General features: G+C 45.2%; 17 protein-coding genes, 1 tRNA gene and 1 riboswitch. Of the genes, 2 read left to right on the top strand and 16 right to left on the bottom strand.

Annotation, left to right across the window (positions count from 1 at the left end; all coding sequences use genetic code 11):
• Nucleotides 1-40: 40 nt before the first annotated feature.
• The 10 genes from GPK81_RS12570 to GPK81_RS12525 all read right to left on the bottom strand — a co-directional run bounded on the left by GPK81_RS12570 (nt 41) and on the right by GPK81_RS12525 (nt 10,872).
• Nucleotides 41-3,508, bottom strand: a complete 3,468-nt coding sequence (locus GPK81_RS12570) for a DNA polymerase III subunit alpha (protein ID WP_178745485.1) — start codon at nt 3,506-3,508, stop codon at nt 41-43.
• Nucleotides 3,509-3,613: 105 nt separating this feature from the next.
• Nucleotides 3,614-4,456: a CvfB family protein gene (locus tag GPK81_RS12565; protein WP_118063352.1), complete on the bottom strand. Its 843-nt coding sequence runs from the start codon at nt 4,454-4,456 to the stop codon at nt 3,614-3,616.
• 192 nt (nt 4,457-4,648) lie between these two features.
• Nucleotides 4,649-6,235, bottom strand: coding sequence for a Na+/H+ antiporter NhaC family protein (locus tag GPK81_RS12560; RefSeq protein WP_442860746.1), 1,587 nt, complete (start codon nt 6,233-6,235; stop codon nt 4,649-4,651).
• Nucleotides 6,236-6,366: 131 nt separating this feature from the next.
• Nucleotides 6,367-6,537: riboswitch (Lysine riboswitch) on the bottom strand.
• Nucleotides 6,538-6,665: 128 nt separating this feature from the next.
• Nucleotides 6,666-6,914, bottom strand: a complete 249-nt coding sequence (locus tag GPK81_RS12555) for a helix-turn-helix domain-containing protein (RefSeq protein ID WP_021975957.1) — start codon at nt 6,912-6,914, stop codon at nt 6,666-6,668.
• Nucleotides 6,915-7,210: 296 nt separating this feature from the next.
• Nucleotides 7,211-7,906 (bottom strand): L-ribulose-5-phosphate 4-epimerase, encoded by a 696-nt coding sequence (locus GPK81_RS12550; protein WP_275945130.1) that lies wholly within the window; start codon nt 7,904-7,906, stop codon nt 7,211-7,213.
• Between the two features lie 75 nt (nt 7,907-7,981).
• Complete coding sequence (locus tag GPK81_RS12545) at nt 7,982-8,689, bottom strand: acyl-[acyl-carrier-protein] thioesterase (RefSeq protein WP_195566846.1); 708 nt, start codon at nt 8,687-8,689, stop codon at nt 7,982-7,984.
• A 120-nt stretch (nt 8,690-8,809) separates the two neighbouring features.
• A tRNA-Gln gene (locus GPK81_RS12540) sits at nt 8,810-8,881 on the bottom strand.
• A 183-nt stretch (nt 8,882-9,064) separates the two neighbouring features.
• Nucleotides 9,065-9,832 (bottom strand): GGDEF domain-containing protein, encoded by a 768-nt coding sequence (locus GPK81_RS12535; RefSeq protein ID WP_195566848.1) that lies wholly within the window; start codon nt 9,830-9,832, stop codon nt 9,065-9,067.
• Between the two features lie 6 nt (nt 9,833-9,838).
• Complete coding sequence (locus tag GPK81_RS12530; RefSeq protein WP_195566850.1) at nt 9,839-10,315, bottom strand: hypothetical protein; 477 nt, start codon at nt 10,313-10,315, stop codon at nt 9,839-9,841.
• A gap of 20 nt (nt 10,316-10,335) precedes the next feature.
• The gene (locus tag GPK81_RS12525) at nt 10,336-10,872 is read right to left on the bottom strand and encodes a V4R domain-containing protein (protein ID WP_243279002.1); all 537 of its coding nucleotides are present in this window, start codon (nt 10,870-10,872) and stop codon (nt 10,336-10,338) included.
• A 257-nt stretch (nt 10,873-11,129) separates the two neighbouring features.
• Here GPK81_RS12525 and GPK81_RS12520 point away from each other — a divergent pair, with 257 nt between their 5' ends.
• Both GPK81_RS12520 and GPK81_RS12515 read left to right on the top strand, forming a co-directional pair.
• Entirely contained in the window at nt 11,130-12,590 is a 1,461-nt protein-coding gene (locus tag GPK81_RS12520; protein ID WP_118063344.1) for a nicotinate phosphoribosyltransferase, read from the top strand.
• Nucleotides 12,591-12,661: 71 nt separating this feature from the next.
• Nucleotides 12,662-13,225 carry a M15 family metallopeptidase gene (locus GPK81_RS12515; RefSeq protein WP_021975963.1) on the top strand — a complete coding sequence of 188 codons (564 nt, stop codon included), beginning with the start codon at nt 12,662-12,664 and terminating at the stop codon, nt 13,223-13,225.
• Between the two features lie 33 nt (nt 13,226-13,258).
• On the opposite strand, the gene GPK81_RS12510 is transcribed toward GPK81_RS12515, so the two are convergent.
• From GPK81_RS12510 to ppk1, 6 genes are all read right to left on the bottom strand, one after another.
• Nucleotides 13,259-13,807 carry a stage V sporulation T C-terminal domain-containing protein gene (locus tag GPK81_RS12510; RefSeq protein ID WP_021975964.1) on the bottom strand — a complete coding sequence of 183 codons (549 nt, stop codon included), beginning with the start codon at nt 13,805-13,807 and terminating at the stop codon, nt 13,259-13,261.
• 123 nt (nt 13,808-13,930) lie between these two features.
• Nucleotides 13,931-14,668, bottom strand: a complete 738-nt coding sequence (locus GPK81_RS12505; protein WP_252196651.1) for an EAL domain-containing protein — start codon at nt 14,666-14,668, stop codon at nt 13,931-13,933.
• Nucleotides 14,668-15,162, bottom strand: a complete 495-nt coding sequence (locus tag GPK81_RS12500) for a hypothetical protein (protein ID WP_215707163.1) — start codon at nt 15,160-15,162, stop codon at nt 14,668-14,670. The genes GPK81_RS12505 and GPK81_RS12500 overlap by 1 nt, the downstream gene beginning before the upstream one ends.
• Before the next feature lie 110 nt (nt 15,163-15,272).
• Nucleotides 15,273-15,404: a hypothetical protein gene (locus tag GPK81_RS18185; RefSeq protein WP_255493958.1), complete on the bottom strand. Its 132-nt coding sequence runs from the start codon at nt 15,402-15,404 to the stop codon at nt 15,273-15,275.
• 23 nt (nt 15,405-15,427) lie between these two features.
• On the bottom strand, nt 15,428-15,871 hold the full coding sequence (locus GPK81_RS12495) for a hypothetical protein (RefSeq protein ID WP_147343516.1): 444 nt from the start codon (nt 15,869-15,871) through the stop codon (nt 15,428-15,430).
• 105 nt (nt 15,872-15,976) lie between these two features.
• On the bottom strand, nt 15,977-18,091 hold the full coding sequence (gene ppk1 / locus GPK81_RS12490; protein WP_278308515.1) for a polyphosphate kinase 1: 2,115 nt from the start codon (nt 18,089-18,091) through the stop codon (nt 15,977-15,979).
• Nucleotides 18,092-18,377: the final 286 nt, after the last annotated feature.

Here is an 18,377-nt window from a genome sequence, read left to right as displayed (position 1 = left end):
CTATTGTAATACACATATTCGGATATAGTTTATAGCATTTTTATAAGTTTTTCAATACTCTGTCCACAATTTTAACATTGGAACTTCCATATTTTTCACACATGTGTTCCAGCCAGGAATCCTCGATATGGACCTGATAGGCAGGCGGAAGTTTCTTCATTGCCTTGACATCTTTGAGATAAATAACCACACTGCTGTTTCCTCTGGATGACATCAGATCATCTACCAGACCGGTCTCGGCTTTTGCGTAGTCTTCCCGGCTTTCGAACTGGATCCACAGTTCTTTTGGCATATCATCGAAGGTACGGACTTTTTCCAGGATCAGTTTGCTGGCTTTGTCGTCTTCCGCAGATACTCTTCCCTGGATGAAAAGTCTGGCATCTTCGTTCAGGAACATCTGGCATTTTTCGTAATCACGCGGAAATACCACAACTTCCACGGTGCCTACCAGATCTTCTACGGTAAGGAACGCCATTACCTTATTATTCTTTGTATATTTTATGGTTTTATCCGTAATCATTCCGCCTACGATCACTTTCTGGTTATCGTAGACTTCCGGAATTCCGGTTTCATCATCCGGCTGGAAATCCGACGTTTTTGCAGAGATCATTTTTTCCATCATATTCCGGTAGCGCTCCAGTGGATGGCCGCTGAGATAAATGCCAAGAACTTCTTTTTCGAAGGTCAGGATGATCTCTTTCGGATATTCCTCAACCTGCGGCATACGGATCTCAAATTCCTTTTTATCTTCCTCAGAAGCAATATCAAAAAGGCTCAACTGTCCGGCCATGGTGTGCTTTTTGTCCTGGTTGATACTGTCGATGATCTGCGTATATATGGTCATCTTCTGTTTCCGGTTTCCTTCCAGACAGTCCAGTGCTCCGGCCTTGATCAGATTTTCCACAACACGTTTGTTGATCTGATCAATATTTCGCTCCACAAAAGTTTTCAGGGAAGTATATTCCCCGTGCTCCTCTCGTTCCCGCACAATCCCCTCAATAACCGGGCGGCCGATACTCTTGATAGCAGAAAGTGCATAGCGGATGGCACCGTTGTCAACAGAAAAACCATACATGCCATGATTGATATCCGGCGGAAGGATCTGGATTCCCATCTGACGGCATACGGAAATATACTCCGCTACCTTGTTTGGCATTTCCACAACGGACGTCATCAGCGCAGCCATGAATTCTACCGGATAGTAGTATTTCAGATATGCGGTCTGATAGGAAACCACCGCATAAGCGGCAGCGTGAGACTTATTGAAAGCATACTTCGCAAAGTCTGTCATCTCATCGTAGATCTTGTTTGCGATCTCCTCGGAAATGCCGTTGGCGATACAGCCCGGAACCCCCTCTTCCACATTTCCGTAAACGAAATTCTGGCGCTCTTTTGCCATAACAGAAGCTTTCTTCTTGGACATGGCACGGCGCACCAGGTCGCTTCGTCCAAGAGTATAGCCTGCAAGATCACGGACGATCTGCATAACCTGCTCCTGGTATACGATACAGCCATAGGTCGGCTTCAGGATGGGCTCCATCTGCGGGCAGTCATAACGGATGGTATCCGGACGGTTTTTTCCGCGGATGTACTGCGGAATGAAATCCATGGGACCCGGACGGTAAAGGGAAATTCCCGCGATGACATCCTCAAGGCTCTGAGGCTTCAGTTCCTTCATGAAGTTTTTCATTCCGGCACTCTCGAGCTGGAACACGCCGTCAGTACGTCCTGTTCCGAGAGAATCCAGTACTTTTTTGTCGTTGTAATCAATTTTCTGCATATCCAGGAAAACGCCGGTACTCTGTTCTATCATTTTTACCGCGTTCTGGATAACGGTCAGGGTACGTAACCCCAGGAAATCCATTTTCAGAAGTCCCAGCTCTTCCAGTGTTGTCATGGTAAACTGCGTGACAATGGAACCGTCCTGGGCTCTGGAAAGAGGTACGTATTCCGATACGTCTTTCTGGCTGATCACAACACCTGCTGCATGCATGGAAGTATGTCTTGGCAGACCCTCCAGACGCTTGGCAAGGTCGATCAGGCGGTGGATATCTTCCTGTTCCTCATAGGCTTTCCGGAACTCCGGATTCATTCCCAGTGCCTTATCAATGGTGATATTTGGCTCCTGTGGAACCATCTTGGCGATGGTGTCTACCTGGGCATAAGGCATGTCCAGAACACGGCCTACATCACGGATCACACCGCGGGCTGCCAAAGTACCGAAGGTAACGATCTGAACCACGCAGTCATCGCCATATTTCCGCCGTACATAATCGATAACTTCCTGTCTTCGTTCAAAGCAGAAGTCCACATCAATATCCGGCATGGATACTCGTTCCGGATTCAGGAAACGCTCAAAGAGAAGATCATACCGGATCGGGTCCAGCTGGGTGATTCCAAGGGTATAAGCAACCAGACTTCCTGCGGCAGAACCTCGTCCAGGGCCGACCATGATATCATTGTCTCTGGCATATTTGATGAAGTCCCACACAATGAGGAAGTAATCTACATATCCCATGTTTTTGATGGTGGACAGCTCATAATCCAGGCGTTTTTTCAGCGCATCGGTTACCGGATGATAACGCTGTTCCAGCCCTTCATGGCAAAGCTTGTTCAGATACTCCCAGGAGGTCAGTCCGTCGGGCACATCATATTTCGGCAGCTTGGTCACGCCGAATTCGATCTCCACGTGGCAGCGCAGCGCGATCTTGTGGGTATTTTCCAGAGCTTCCAGAGCATATGGAAAAAGTCTCGCCATCTCTTCTGGAGATTTCACATAATACTGGCCGCCCTCATAGCGCATTCTGTTCTCATCGCTGAGTTTTTTCTGGGTCTGCAGACAGAGGAGCACGTCATGGGGCTCCGCATCCTCAGCCATGGTATAATGCACGTCATTGGTAGCAACCAGGTCGATTCCTGTCTCTCTGTGCATGCGGAGAAGCTGCTGGTTTACCGTCTGCTGCTCCGGAATTCCATGATCCTGAAGCTCCAGGAAGAAATTTCCTTTTCCAAAAATATCCTGATAACGCAGGGCTGCGATTTTTGCATCCTCATACATTCCACGGGCAAGATACCTTGCGACCTCTCCTGCCAGGCAGGCACTTAAGGCAATAATCCCCTCGTGATATTTTTCCAGAAGTTCCAGATCCACACGTGGCTTGTAATAAAAGCCTTCCACAAATGCCTTGGATACGATCTTCATCAGATTGCTGTATCCCTGATTATTCTCGGCCAGCAGAACCAGATGGTAATAACGGTCATCGCCACTTCCCACTTCCCGGTCAAAACGGGAACCCGGAGCCACATAAACCTCGCATCCCAGGATGGGATTGATCCCGGCTTCTCTGGCAGCCCTGTAAAAATCGATCACACCGTACATAACACCATGATCGGTGATCGCCGCGCTGTCCATACCCAGTTCTTTTACTCTGGCCACATATTCTTTGATCTTATTGGAGCCATCCAGAAGACTGTATTCTGTATGGACATGTAAATGTGTAAACTCCAAATTTTTCTCTCCTTATTGTAAAAACAGGGCTCCGGATCCTCCCCGCTCTGCACTTTTCTCTGAACGTGCCGGAGCGTGTCTGATCCGGAGCCGGTCAACACCTTGTTATTTTTTAATGTAGATCCTTCTGTCACGGATCTCTACTTTTCCTTCTTTCATCAGATGGCCCACTGCACGCTTGAATGCGTTCTTGCTGAGGCCAAACTCTCTCTTGATGACTTCCGGTGAAGCATGGTCATCAAACGGCAGCACGCCTGCAAATTCCTCGATTACGCTGAGTACGCTCTCTGCATCCTCATTGATCTGGATGTAAGCTTTCTGACGGTCACTGACATTCATCTTTCCATCCTCTTTTACCTCTGTGACACGAAGGTCAAGAACGGTTCCCGGTCTGTACTTGCCGGTTGCCTCTCTTGCAGGGATCAGTGCGGAATATTTATCATCTACCGCAACAAATACACCGAAGTTTCCGCTGATCTCATAGACACGGCCCTTCACCATATCTCCCGGTACATAAGGAGTTCTGGTGGAAAGATAATGGTACACTTTCATAGTTGCACAGAGTCTGCTGCTCTTATCTACATAAAGAGCTACCAGACATTCCTCACCTTCACGGACTCTGTTAGTCTGCTCATGATACGGAAGAAGAAGATCCTTCTCCAGTCCCCAGTCAAGAAAAGCTCCGATCCTGGTGACCTGTTTAACCTTGAGGACTGCTGTCTGTCCTACCTGGAGCATCGGCTCACGAGTAGTAGCGATCAGTCTGTCCTGGGAATCTTTGTAGATGAATACCTCGATCTCATCACCTACTTTGGTTCCTTCCGGCACCTGTTTGGACGGAAGAAGCACACGCTCGTTCTGAGGTGCGTTTCGGTCCTCTCCAAGATATATTCCGAAATCTACGGTTTTTACAACCAGTAATTTCTGTTTTTTACCTAATTCTATCATTCTTACTCCTGTTCCTAAAAAATATATATGTTCATTTACTGTTTGCTGTCTGTCCTGCATTATAACATAAGAGAATTATTATAGAAAGCACAAAAAAGGCAGCTTTGGAAATTTCTTTCCGTCACTGCCTTTTATCGGTCGGTTATGCGGATATCTGTGATCCGCATCCGGTCCATCTGTTTTTTTATTAATTTATTCTGTCGGTTTCTCAATCGGCATCGGGTTTTTCATCTTGATGACAAAAAGTACAATCAGCATCAGCACGATTCCCACCGGAAGAGCGATCCATGCTGTTTTTACAAAGCCTGCAACAATATAAGTTACAAAGGATACTGCCGCAGCCAGGATCGCATACGGAAGCTGTGTGGAAACGTGAGTCACATGATCACACTGTGCTCCTGCGGAAGCCATGATCGTTGTATCAGAGATCGGTGAGCAGTGGTCTCCGCAAACTGCACCTGCCATGCAGGCGGACATGGAAATGATCATCATCTCAGGGCTGGATTTCTCAAATACCGCAACAACGATCGGGATCAGGATACCAAAAGTTCCCCAGGAAGTACCTGTAGCAAATGCAAGTCCGCATCCAACCAGGAAAATAATGGCCGGAAGGATAACTTCAATACCACCGGCAACAGAACGCATTGCTTCTTCTACGAATACCGCTGCACCAAGTGAGTCTGTCATAGCCTTCAGTGTCCATGCAAAGGTCAGGATCATGATCGCCGGTACCATAGCCTTGAAGCCTTCCGGGATGCATCCCATACAGTCTCTGAAATTGACCACACGGCGGATCATATAGAAGATAATGGCAAACACCAGACCAAAGGCACTTCCCATTGCAAGGCCTGTAGAGGCATCACTCTGTGAAAATGCGGTAACAAAATCTGTTCCGCTGAAAAATCCTCCTGTGTAGATCATACTGATGACACAGCAGATAACAAGCACAACGATCGGGATCACAAGATCGATCACCCTTCCTCTTGGATTCGGTGTCTCATCATCCGTTGCATTCTCATAAGGTCTTGCAGATGTTGTATAAAGATCTCCGTTCAGTGCGTTGATCTCATGTGTTTTCATGGCACCAAATTCGGTTTTCATCAGCACCATGCCAACCATCATTACGATCGTGAGAATTGCGTAAAAGTTATACGGAATGGTTCTTACAAAGATTGCAAGTCCATCCTGTCCTTCTACGAATCCGCTGACTGCTGCTGCCCAGGATGAGATCGGTGCGATGATACATACCGGAGCAGCTGTTGCATCAATCAGGTATGCAAATTTCGCTCTGGATACGTGATGTCTGTCAGTTACCGGACGCATAACGCTTCCTACTGTTAGGCAGTTAAAATAATCGTCAATGAAGATCAGGATTCCAAGGATGATCGCTGCAAGTTCCGCGCCCACACGAGTGTGGATCTTTTTGCTGGCCCATCGTCCGAATGCGGCGGAGCCGCCGGCCTTGTTCATCATACATACCACAGATCCCAGGATTACCAGGAAGATCAGGATACCTACGTTATAGCTGTCAGAAAGAACCTTGATGATTCCTCCCTCAAAAATCTGTGTTACGGTTCCTTCGAATTTGAATCCGGAATAAAGCAGTGCTCCTACTACAATTCCCACAAACAGAGAACTGTATACTTCTTTTGTGATCAGCGCAAGGATGATCGCTACAAGAGGTGGAAGCAGTGCCCAGATTGTTGCATACAGAGCAGGCTGATAAGTCTCCTCCGCATCCGCAGCCAGCACAGTCAGGGGACTTGCCAGTGCGCCCATGAATACCATTGCCATAACAGACAATGCTGTTCCTGCTTTTTTACTCATTTTTCTCCTCCCTTTTCGGGGACAAAAAAACGGAGGCTGTCCCTTCTTAAGAACACCTCCGGTTAAATAATCTTCTTTATTCAACTTACGATAGCGCTCCACATCCGTGACAGTACAACGCATATTCTGCGTTATCCCAGTACCCTGTCATCTGGCCTTTCAGAGCACTTCGGCAGATTTTCCTTTCTTTATGGACAGCCTGCCAGGGCCTCTCGTCCATAAATACTGATAAAATCCGCGCCTCTATCTCTTTATCCGTGACCGTTTACCCCCGCAAGGTTTCCCGGTCGCCTTTTTTCTTTATACTGTAGCAGTTTCCGACATAAATATCAAGTAGTTTGCTGTATAAATATCAGTCATACCAATTATCATGCTGCTGATCTCAGGAGCACTCTTCGTTCAGCAACCACTTCACATCCACACCCAGCACTTTTGCAAACACTCTCAGTTCATAATCTGCCACAAAACGTTCTCCGCCTTCGATCCTGCTGATACTGTCACGTTCCAGCATCACACCTTCCACCTGCATTTTTGCCGCCAGATCTGACTGTGACATCCGTTTTATATTTCTCATCTGACGTATTTTTTCTCCGGAAACGTTCTTTCTTCCCTGATAAGTGTAAATTTTCATCCTGCCACCTGTTTTCCAAAATGTGTTAATGTTCTGCATTTTTCTTGACATTAGCACATATTTTGATGGCACCTGTGTTAAAGGTCAGCAAATCTGGTTTTTTTCGACAAAAAATGAACATTTCTTCATTGTTTTACCCTGGATAGTATCTTTTACAGGACACTATTGTATCAGTAAAACAGTTATTCCATTCTGAATTACTGCCCGCCCGTAAACGGCACCTCTCCACAATTTATATTCCACAAAAAAAGAATGCCACACTTTTCCATGTGACATTCTTCTGCTTCTTTTTTTTCTTATTTATTTCCCTGTCCATAGTAGGCATTTGCGCCATGTTTTCTGTAGTAATGTTTATCCTGAAGCTCCTGCGGCGCCGGTTTTACATCCGGATTGATCAGCTCGCAGCGGGAAGCCATCTTGGCAACTTCTTCCAGGACAACTGCGTTGTGAACAGCCTCATGTGCATCTTTTCCCCAGGTAAACGGTCCGTGGTTTTTGCAGAGGACTGCCGGAACTGCTTCGTAATCTTTATCTTTGAAATAGTCGGCAATGAGAATACCGGTATTTTTCTCATAGGCTTCCTCGATCTCATCTTTTGTCAGGTTACGCACGCATGGAACTTCTCCGTAAATATAGTCCGCATGTGTGGTTCCGTAACACGGAATGGATCTTCCTGCCTGTGCCCAGCTTGTAGCCCAGGATGAATGAGTATGCACAATACCTCCGATATTCGGAAACGCATTGTAAAGTACCACATGTGTGGCTGTATCAGAAGATGGATTGTATTTACCCTCAACCTTGTTTCCCTCAAGGTCAACAACAACCATGTCTTCCGGTGTCAGTTTATCATAATCCACACCGCTTGGTTTGATGACAAAAAGTCCTTTTTCTCTGTCGATGCCGCTGACATTTCCCCAGGTAAACGTAACCAGGCCATATTTCGGCAGATCCATGTTTGCTCTGTAAACTTCTTCTTTTAATTTTTCCAGCATTGCGTTTCCTCCCTTTTATAAAGTGTCTTTACAATCCACTTCGTAATATATCCATGCTGTTTAAAACAGCTCTGATTACTTTGTAAATTCCACCACAGCGTAGGGTTCCTGATCTTCCGCATTGAGAACTACCGTTGCCTTATTTGCTTCCATATATACTTCCGGAATCATTACATTTCCAAGGACAGCCTGTCTCTTGTACTCCACACGAAGCTGATGGACCGCAAAATCCTCCGGCAGAAAATCAGCTGCCATTCGGATATACTGGCAGTTGTTTACGTGGTGGTTCGTATCCAGATGATGTTTCTGTACGGCAAAAGATTCCTGCGGCTTCCGTTCTTTCGGAAGTGCGATCTTTCTCGGTGCATAATCCATTTCCATCTTCTCGCCCAGGTCATAAGGGTCGGTATCTGCTGCTGTCAGCTTTTCCGGAAGTCCTGTCTCTGTGTTGATAAAGGACCAGTAAGAATTCGCCCAGGCCAGTCTCTCGCCATCCGCTGTCTCAAGAATAAAATTACGCATTCCGATGAAACCACGGAATCCATAAGGAATGGTCGTTACTTTTATATTTTCACCAAGCTTCGGATATCTCTTCACAATTACCTGCCATGCGGAAAGTACCCAGGCTCTTTTCTGTACCTTTAATGCTTCCATTCCGAGACCTGTCTGTTCAGATTCAAAGGTACAGCAGTCCTGAAAATAATCCAGAACTCCCGGCAGCGTCAGGCAGCCATTCTCTCCGATCTCACTGAATCTTACGCGACTTTCAAAACTGTAGCTCATAATGTGCCTCCTGTTATACTGTCTGCAAATTTATTGTATCACTTGTTCTAAAGAAACACACTTGTTTTTTCTCTTATTTCATAGAACAAAAAAGCACCTCTCATCGAGGTGCTCAAGAAGCAGGGCTACAAGGATTCGAACCTTGAACTGACGGAGTCAGAGTCCGTTGCCTTACCGTTTGGCGATAGCCCTATGTGTTTTTGTTTCGCTTGCCTTATCGCTTGCGACGAATGATATTATATAACAGCTTTTTTAAAATTGCAACCCCTTTTTTTAAATTTTTTTATTTTTTTCTAAAAAACTTTTCCAAAGTGCCGGGAAGCCTTATTTTATGCGGCTTCCCGGCATTTTTCAGTTATACAGTAAAACAAATATTTATATTCCAAGTTCACTCTGATATTCTTTTTTATGTTCCCTCTTCTGATTATACATCACTTCGTCAGCCTCATGAAGCAATGTATCCAGATCTACCTTATCATGATTCCGGGGAACTCCTACAATTCCGCAACTGAAACTGCGGGCATAATTTGTTTTTTCTCTCAGGACAAACTGTTTCTGAATATCTGACAGGCGCTTCCTTGCATCATCGCCTGCACAATCCCGCATCAGAATGCAAAATTCATCTCCACCAATCCGGGCAAAAATATCTTCTTCACGGATATTTTCATTTACGATCCTGACAAAAAAGCGGATATATGCATCACCCTCCTGATGTCCAAACGTATCATTGATATATTTCAGGTGATCCAGGTCACAGTAGCAGACCGAAATCTGCTCCCCTGTTTGCAGAATCTCTTCTGCCTTTTCTTTCAGATAAAAACGGTTTCCGATCCTGGTAAGCATATCCTGGTATGCTTCTGCTTTCAGCTGTTCTTCCTTAACTCTCGTCTCTGTAACTTCCTGAACAATATTCACATAAGCCCATTCACCCTGCCATTTCATCTTGCCGGTAGTAATGGCATAAAATCGGTGATCAGAATCTTCTGCTTCCCACTTCCATTCATACAGTTCCTTTCGTCTGTTATTCTTCTGCGTTTTCTGCTCAATCTGACCGATCCACTGCTTATAAACATCCCAGTTCCGTACTTCATCCTCCGTTCTCCGGTTGCTGTACAGAAGGCTCTTTCCGTCCAGACTAATCACCAGGATCTACTTTTCACTTCTCGCGATCAGTTCCATCAGAAGCTGGCTGTAGCTCTCCGCCATCTCTGCATGTTTCTTCTCCTGCTCGGCAATAAGCTTCAGGGACTTTTCTCTTTCCCGGAGCTGCTCTGTCATGGTATTAAAAGCTTCCGAAAATTCCCCCAGATAAGAAACTGTCTGGGAATAATCCCCCTTGGCTACCTGCTTGGCCTGCCAGGTCAGATGATTCAGGTTCGCATGGATATTTTTGAGATTTTCACACAGAAAATTCTCTCTGGCGGGCTTAAAGCTGGAAAGGTCTCCTTTGGATAATGCGGCAGAACATTGTTTCATTTCCTTTACTGCCGTTTCCAGATACTGCAAACCCATTCCGAGTTTCTGAAAAGGCTCATCCAGACTGTCTATCTCCAAAGGCTTTACCTCAGAGTCGTATAAAATTGATCTCAGATATTCAAATAACAGTTCGCAGTTTCTGTCTTCCATTTATCAAACCTCTATTCCGATCATTCCTGTACATCTGCATGAAAACGGCAAACTCTGTCTCCCGTTGCCCAGCAGTCAACTTCTACCGCCGTGTACGGCTTTCCGGAGTACAGAGAAAGGATTCCTGCTATAAAACCTTCATCATAATTACATACGGTTTCCCCGAGAACAGGAAGCCCTGAACAGTCTGCATCTTCCGCAACGGTCAGGATAATTTTTCCGGTTTCTTCATTTACATCCTCAATACGGAGAACCCCGATTTTCAGCTCCTGCATTTTTTTCTGAAGTTCATTGACAAACTGATCCAGCGGCACATCCAGATCCAGCATGTTTTTTGCAAAATATTCTCCGGCTTTACGTCCTGCACTCCGGAATACCTCAATCTGAACCTCTTTTCCAAACCGGTTTTTCAGTTCGTCTTTCAGGGAATACTCCAGCATCCGATATACCATTACCGGAAGCTCATCTCCCAGATTTCCTCTGCATTTGGCATCATATTTAAAATAATCCTCAAACTGGATTTCTTTCATTTCCTTCAGAAAAATATTATCACCCATTGCCGTCTCCTGCTCAAATTTTTTATACATTTATAATAATCCATTCATTTTCCGGTGTCAATTTTATGTAACCTTTTTCTAATAAAAAAAGTATGAAAATTATCCATTTTTATGCACATCAAAAAATCTGACCCTTCTGTAAAAAAAATTTTACAATCCCCTCCTTTGTGTTATAATAAGCCTTATAAAAAAAGAACGGAAACTACCGTGTATTTTCCTCCGGTCACAATATCCGGAGGCACTTAAAGGAGAACTTTATGCGAGCAAATAACCTTACTCTGCTCACGGACCTCTATGAGCTTACCATGATGCAGGGCTATTTCAAAAACCCGACCAACCAGACTGTTATCTTTGATATGTTCTACCGCAACAATCCATGTGGCGGTGGTTTTGCTATCTGTGCCGGACTGGAGCAGATGATCGAATACATCGAGAATCTCCGTTTCGCAGAAGAAGACATCACCTATCTGAGAAGCCTTGGCATCTTTGAGGAAGATTTCCTTGAGTACCTGAGCAACTTCAAATTCACCGGTGATATCTACGCGATCCCGGAAGGAACCGTAATCTTCCCGAGAGAACCAATGGTCAAAGTTATCGCACCGATCATGGAGGCTCAGCTTGTAGAAACCGCAATTCTGAACATCATGAACCATCAGAGCCTGATCGCCACCAAGGCAGCACGTGTATGCCACGCAGCCAAGGGTGATCCGATCATGGAATTCGGTCTTCGCCGTGCCCAGGGTCCGGATGCCGGAATCTTCGGTGCCAGAGCTGCAGTGATCGGCGGATGTGCCGGTACTTCCAACGTACTGACCGGCCAGATGTTTAACGTTCCTGTTCTTGGAACCCATGCTCATTCCTGGATCATGAGCTTCCCGGATGAGTACACCGCATTTAAGACTTATGCGAAACTTTACCCGAATTCCTGTACTCTTCTGGTTGACACCTACGATGTCCTGAAATCCGGTGTTCCCAACGCAATCCGTGTATTCGAAGAGATGCGTGAGGAAGGCATCCAGCTGAAGAATTACGGAATCCGTATCGACAGCGGTGACCTTGCATACCTTTCCAAAAAAGCCTACAAGATGCTGGCTGCTGCCGGTTTTGACGATGCTACCATCTCTGCATCCAGCGATCTTGATGAATACCTTATCGAGAGCCTGAAAGCTCAGGATGCCAAGATCAATTCCTGGGGTGTCGGAACCAAACTGATCACAGCCGATGACAATCCGGCATTCGGCGGCGTATACAAACTTGCCGCTGTAAAAGACGCTGACAGTGACACCTTCCAGCCGAAGATCAAACTTTCCGAAAACACAGAGAAAGTTACCAACCCGGGCAACAAGACGGTATACCGTATCTACAGCAAGAAGACCGGAAAGATCAAAGCAGACCTGATCTGCCTGGCAGATGAGAAATTTGATCCGGAAGAAACCATGGTTATCTTCGACCCGGTTGACACATGGAAAAAGACCAAAGTCCTGGGCGGAACCTACGAACTTCGAGAGCTTCTTGTTCCAGTGATCAAAAACGGCAAGAGCATTTACAAATCTCCATCCGTCATGGAGCTTCGTGACTACTGCAGGCAGGAACAGAACACACTGTGGGATGAGTCCAGACGTTTTGTAAATCCTCAGAAAGTATATGTAGATCTTTCCCAGCCGCTTTATGACATGAAAAAAGCTCTGTTGGAAGAAATGAGCGAAAAAACTCTGTAAAAGAAAAAAATCTCCAATCATAAACCCCCTTTCCTTTTCATAAGCTTATGGATAAGGAAAGGGGGTTTTTTATGCACAGAGATTTTTACATCCGTCTGATCAACCGGGAGCATCCTCTGCCGGAAACCTTTGTACCGGAGCATCTCATTGATATCGGTCTGCCATTTGAAGCTGCCCCTGGCGATCCGAAACGACTGCTGGAATGTCAGGCCGCCAGAGCCGCCTCCCAGCTTTTTCACGCCTGCCACCGATGTGGCCTGAATCTGTGGGCAGTTTCCGGATACCGCTCTTTCAGGCGGCAACAGGAACTTTTTACAGGAAGCCCTTTTGTGGCAAAGCCAGGAACAAGTGAGCATCAGAGCGGACTTGCTCTGGACGTTTCCTGTCCTTCCATCCATATGGAACTCTCCGAAAAGTTTTCCGAAACCGGTGAAGGCAGGTGGCTGAAAAAGAACGCTCCGCTCTACGGTTTTATTCTCCGGTATCCGAAAAACCGGGAGGAGATCACTGGCGTCCCCTATGAGCCCTGGCATATCCGCTATGTGACAAAACCGCTGGCCTCCTGGCTTACCATCACCAACCTGACTCTGGAAGAATACCACAACTTTCCCGCGAGATGTTCGCCGCCACCCTGAACAGCAACATTACATCTGCACAGCAGACTTGCTTTACTGCTCCATCTGCCGTCCCAGAAAACTGGCCGCTGTGCGGACAAGAACCCGTTCCTTATCCCCCAGGATCGTTTTCTCATTTTTTCCAAGAAGGATCACGGAACCGATGGCATCACTGGCACACAGGATCGGCTGTATCATTTTTCCGCAGTAAGAATCCATATCTCCGGAAATGACCGATATATTATCCCGACTTTTTCCATCGATCATCTTTCCTTCCCGCCCGGATATAACCATGTCCAGTTCCCGGCTGATCTCTTTTCCTTCCAGTTCCCGGCTTCCGCTTCCTGCTGCCGCCACCACCAGATCACGATCTGTGATACATGCCGCCAGCCCGGTAGTCTGCACCAGTGCCTCCACATATTCCCGGGCAAAAGTATTCAACTCTCCGATGGGCGAATATTTTTTCAGAATGATCTGTCCTTCCCGGTCTGTATAGATCTCCATCGGTGTCCCCTCTTTGATCCGCAGCGTTTTACGTATCTCTTTCGGGATCACCACCCTGCCCAGGTCATCGATCCGACGAACAATTCCCGTTGCTTTCATCTTCTAATATTCCTCCTGTATCTTTTATCTGTTTATCTTTTATCCGTATGGTTATTATGTGAAAAACTGGGAGAAATATGTATAAAAAAAGCCGGGAAAACCTGCTCTTCCCGACTTTCTTTTTTATCTTTTCCTGTTTTCTTCAATGATCTTCAAAGCATCCGGATTAATCGCTCCAGGCGTTGCTGCCGACCGTGAAAGATAATATCCCTGAAGCAGATCTACCTCCAGCTCAAGAACTTTTTTAAGCTCTTCCGCTGTCTCCACGCCTTCCGCAACAATATACATTCCACGCTGATGTGCATACTTCACAATGTTTGCTACGATCTGCTGTTTATCTATATCCGTATCAATATCACGGATGATCACCATATCCACCTTAATATACTTCGGTGAAAGTGCCAGAAGACTTTTTTCACTGTTGTATCCGCTTCCATAATCATCCAGAGCGACCGCACCCAGAAATCCTTTTGACGTTTTTCTTTCAAGAGCTTCTTTGCTGAGAAGTTCCTGTTCTGTGATCTCAAGAACCAGCTGAGACCGGATATCCAAATATCTCTGCCTGAATTCTCTGCATTCCTCATCTGTCATGTTCTCACTTGCAATGGAATTTACAAACAGAAGCTCATCACCTCTTACTTTTCCATTTGCCCGAAGTCTGCAATATCCTTCTGCCGCGCAGAAAAAAGTGATTCTTTCCAGATCATGAAGGCATTTTTCTTCTTTTGCAAGACACAATACATCTTCCGGGGATTTCAGCATTGACATTTCTACACGCATCAATGCTTCCAGAGCTCTGATCTTACCTGTAACCGCCGATACAATAGGCTGATAATAATAGGCAATATCTTCCCTCTTCATCAACTGCAAAAACTGCTTTCGCAGTTGTGTTTCTCCGGATGCTCACGGAACAGTTTTTCACTTTCTCTCTGGAATGCCCGCCTGTTGTAAAGTCCTGTAAGCGTATCATAATCCCTTTCATGTTCAATATTCATACGCTCCCTGGTAACTTTTGTAACATCCTCCACAAGGCCGATCTGCCGATCCGGTTCTGTCTTGATCTCCATGCGGACATATCGTATTTCTCCGCTATTATGGATCACACTGTAAACTCTGGAACCATCTCCTCTAACCGTGTGATGGCAGCTTTTATTATAGGAATCCAAAAATTCCATAAAATCTTTTCCTGTCATTGATTTTTCCGACAGTTCCTTTTTGCCCAGCATAGAAAAAAAGTTATCTGTTACATAAACGCTTTCATTCTCCGATCGAACTTCAAAACCTCCAAGTTCTACACTTGCCATTTCCATGATCCTTAAGAACTTCGTAGATATGGTAAGCATGTCCTGGTTCATCTGCGTAATTGCTCCGGCAAACTGGTCAAGTTCCCGGATTCCCGTGTCGGAAAAGCGGAGCGAAGTGCTGTTATTCTTCTGTGCCTCTTCTACCTCATCAGAAAGTTTCTTTACCGGACGGTTTTGCTGCAGATATTTTCCATCAGCGGCAGATAAGATTCTTTATTATTTCCGATATCTTCAATTCGGATCTGTCCGGAATCAATAAGGTTCTGTGCCTCCTCATTGACATATTCCTGCAAAGCTGACAGCTCCTGATTGGACGTCAGAACATTTTACTTCCGTCGTCCGAGAAATCTCCCTCTTTCAGATATTCTTCTACATATTCACTTTTTTCTTTATCTGTAAGATAACCGGAAAGGTCTACGAGCATGTCCTTCTGATCCATGGTATAGGCTGTATCTGAGTAAGCCGAAAAAATATTCGGTACTTCGGACGCCCCTACCTCACCATCCGCTGCAGCAAGGACATTTTGTTCCAGATCTTCTGCGGTTCCAAGACTCTTGGTTTCTACGGTGATGCCGTCTTTCTTTCCAACTGTGTCATTAAATTTCTCTGTCAAGTCTTTAAAAGTATCCAGCTGATCGCCATTATAATATGTCCATACTGTAACTGTAACAGGGTCCGACTTTTTTCCGGAACATCCACTGAACAGGGATGCTGCCAGAGTCGCGCCTAACAGACAAAGCACTACTTTCCTGTGTGCCATAAATTCTCCCTTCCGCCTGCACTCATTTGCAGGAACACTGTTTTTATCTTATCACAGTACAGACATATTATCAAAGAAAAACCCCGCTTTTTATATTCTGTTTTCTTATTTCTCCATAACAACAGGAGCTGCGTTGTCATATGCCTGCTCCAGAAATACTTCCTGGGAGTTCAATGGAGCATTATCGGATGGTTCGATCTTATAATTTCCCTTATTGTTCATGGTCCTCGCTTTGCGGTTATCACTGAGCATTGTCACGAACATTTCCTGGATCTGCATCCGGATATCCGGGTCTTCGATAGGAGCTGCCACTTCCACACGGCGAAGGGTATTTCTTGTCATAAAGTCCGCAGATGAAATATAGATCTTTGCCCTCTCCTGTGTTCCGAAAATGTAAATACGGGAATGCTCCAGAAAACGTCCTACAATACTGATAATGTGGATGTTTTCTGTCTGACCTTTTACTCCCGGGATCAGACAGCAGATACCGCGGACAACCATATCAATGTGTACTCCCGCGCAGGATGCTTCCACCAGTTTGTTCATAATACGCTTGTCTGTCAGAGAATTCATTTTCAGCCCGATATATGCCTGTTCTCCAACTTTGGCATGTTCGATCTCTTCATCGATCATGGCAAGTACTTTGTTCTGGAGACATTTTGGTGCCACAAGAAGATGGTCCATATCTTCAACCGTTTCTCCCATTGCCAGTGCCTGAAATACTCTTGCTGCTTCTGTTCCGATCTTCGGATCAGCAGTCATCAAAGAAAGGTCTGTATACAGACGGGCTGTTTTTTCGTTGTAGTTTCCAGTTCCGATCTGTGTATAATATTCCACATTTCCGTCTTTTTTCTTCATGATCTGGCAAAGTTTGGAATGTACTTTGTAACCATCCAGACCATAGATCACATGACAGCCCGCATCTTCCAGAAGTCTGGACCATCCAATATTGTTTTCCTCATCAAAACGTGCCTTCAGCTCCACCAGAACGAACACTTCTTTTCCATTTTCTGCCGCTTCGATCAGAGCTTCCACAACCTTACTCTGTTTCGCTACACGGTAAAGAGTCATCTTGATGGAAACGACATCCTCATCATTGGCTGCTTCATGAAGCATTGTAAGAAACGGTTTGATACTCTCATATGGATAGGAAAGAAAACGGTCTTTTTTCGCGATCTGGTCAAGGATCGGTTCATGGCTGTTAAACATTGGTGATTTCTGAGGAATCCTTTTTTCATAAAAAAGCTCTGTTCTTTTTCTCAGGCCGTCCTGGATCTGGAATACAAAAGAAAGATCCAGCGGGATATCTCCACGGAATACAAAATTCTTGTCCACTTCCAGATACTCGCAAAGTGTTTCAACAACATCTCCGTCCATTTCTCTTGACAGTTCCAGACGGATCGGTGCCAGTTTCTTCCTTGCCTTGATCAGCTCTACCATAAATTCACGGTAATCCAGATCTTCATCGTAAAGAGCGTCTGCGTCAATATCTGCATTTCTGGTAATACGGAGCAGAGATTTTGCCTTGATGTGATAGCCTTTGAAGATTTTTGAAACAAAGTGAAGGATCAGTTCTTCAGACAGCATGTAAGTGCCTGTTTTTCCGGGAACCGGGATGAGGCGCTGGATGCCTGCACTGCTGCACGGAATGATACCCAGTTTTTCCTTTCCTTTTTTTGTTTCCAGAACTACTACTGCATAGATTTCTTTATTTCGGAGAAATGGAAACGGCTGCCTTTTTCCGACGATAGACGGAGAAATAACTGGAGCCACTTCTGCCTCAAAATAACGTTCCAGATAATTGCGGTCTTCTTTTTCGATCTTATGGAAATTCAGCATATGTACGCCATATTCTTCCAGGCTTTCCATGATCTCTTCATAGACCACATCTCTTTTCCGGTTCAGCTTTTTAGTTCTTGCAAGGATTGCATCCAACTGTTCCTTTGGTGTCATATTGGTTTTGTTTTCACGGATATCTTTTGCAAGAAGCATCTGATCCACAAGAGATCCCACACGTACCATATAAAATTCATCCAGGTTGCTCTGATAGATCGAAGCAAATGTGAGACGTTCACACAGCGGATTTTCCGGATTCTCAGCTTCCTCAAGTACTCTCTCATTAAATTTCAGCCAGGATAATTCCCTGTTCATGTATATTGTATCTGCCATTTTCTCCTCCTGTGCCACCGTATATTTTTCTTTTTCGGCAGGCTCTGTTATTGTAACGCCGGCATTTGTTCCGCGATATCTGCTTTTCCCCTGATCTGCCCGGAATTTGCCTGCAATGCTACCAGTATAGCTATCCAATGTTTATTTCAGTGCAAGACTTTGTAAAATCCCGATTAAATTTTCAGCGAAAAAAAGGCTTGCATTTTCGAATAATAGTGGTATAGTATTTGTATACTTATTATATAGTTTTTAATACTACATGTTATTTTATCAATTTCTACATTGTTATTTGACTGCTATTCCGCATCCGTACAACAGATTCCTGCGGAATATCATA

It is taken from the genome of Blautia sp. MCC283 (genome assembly GCF_018785565.1).
Lineage (GTDB): Bacteria > Bacillota > Clostridia > Lachnospirales > Lachnospiraceae > Blautia_A.
This window is presented reverse-complemented; position numbering and strand designations above follow the sequence as displayed.

Excerpts from the sequence above, each read along its gene's own strand:
- GPK81_RS12565 (WP_118063352.1), bottom strand. The coding sequence starts at position 4,456 with ATGATAGAATTAGGTAAAAAACAGAAATTACTGGTTGTAAAAACCGTA.
- GPK81_RS12545 (WP_195566846.1), bottom strand. The coding sequence starts at position 8,689 with ATGAGCTACAGTTTTGAAAGTCGCGTAAGATTCAGTGAGATCGGAGAG.
- GPK81_RS12500 (WP_215707163.1), bottom strand. The coding sequence starts at position 15,162 with ATGAACCAGGACATGCTTACCATATCTACGAAGTTCTTAAGGATCATG.
- GPK81_RS12510 (WP_021975964.1), bottom strand. The coding sequence starts at position 13,807 with ATGAAAGCAACGGGAATTGTTCGTCGGATCGATGACCTGGGCAGGGTG.
- GPK81_RS12515 (WP_021975963.1), top strand. The coding sequence starts at position 12,662 with ATGCACAGAGATTTTTACATCCGTCTGATCAACCGGGAGCATCCTCTG.
- GPK81_RS12495 (WP_147343516.1), bottom strand. The coding sequence starts at position 15,871 with ATGGCACACAGGAAAGTAGTGCTTTGTCTGTTAGGCGCGACTCTGGCA.
- GPK81_RS12560 (WP_442860746.1), bottom strand. The coding sequence starts at position 6,235 with ATGGGCGCACTGGCAAGTCCCCTGACTGTGCTGGCTGCGGATGCGGAG.
- GPK81_RS12530 (WP_195566850.1), bottom strand. The coding sequence starts at position 10,315 with ATGGAAGACAGAAACTGCGAACTGTTATTTGAATATCTGAGATCAATT.
- GPK81_RS12520 (WP_118063344.1), top strand. The coding sequence starts at position 11,130 with ATGCGAGCAAATAACCTTACTCTGCTCACGGACCTCTATGAGCTTACC.
- GPK81_RS12505 (WP_252196651.1), bottom strand. The coding sequence starts at position 14,668 with ATGAAGAGGGAAGATATTGCCTATTATTATCAGCCTATTGTATCGGCG.
- GPK81_RS12525 (WP_243279002.1), bottom strand. The coding sequence starts at position 10,872 with ATGGGTGATAATATTTTTCTGAAGGAAATGAAAGAAATCCAGTTTGAG.
- GPK81_RS12555 (WP_021975957.1), bottom strand. The coding sequence starts at position 6,914 with ATGAAAATTTACACTTATCAGGGAAGAAAGAACGTTTCCGGAGAAAAA.
- GPK81_RS12550 (WP_275945130.1), bottom strand. The coding sequence starts at position 7,906 with ATGCTGGAAAAATTAAAAGAAGAAGTTTACAGAGCAAACATGGATCTG.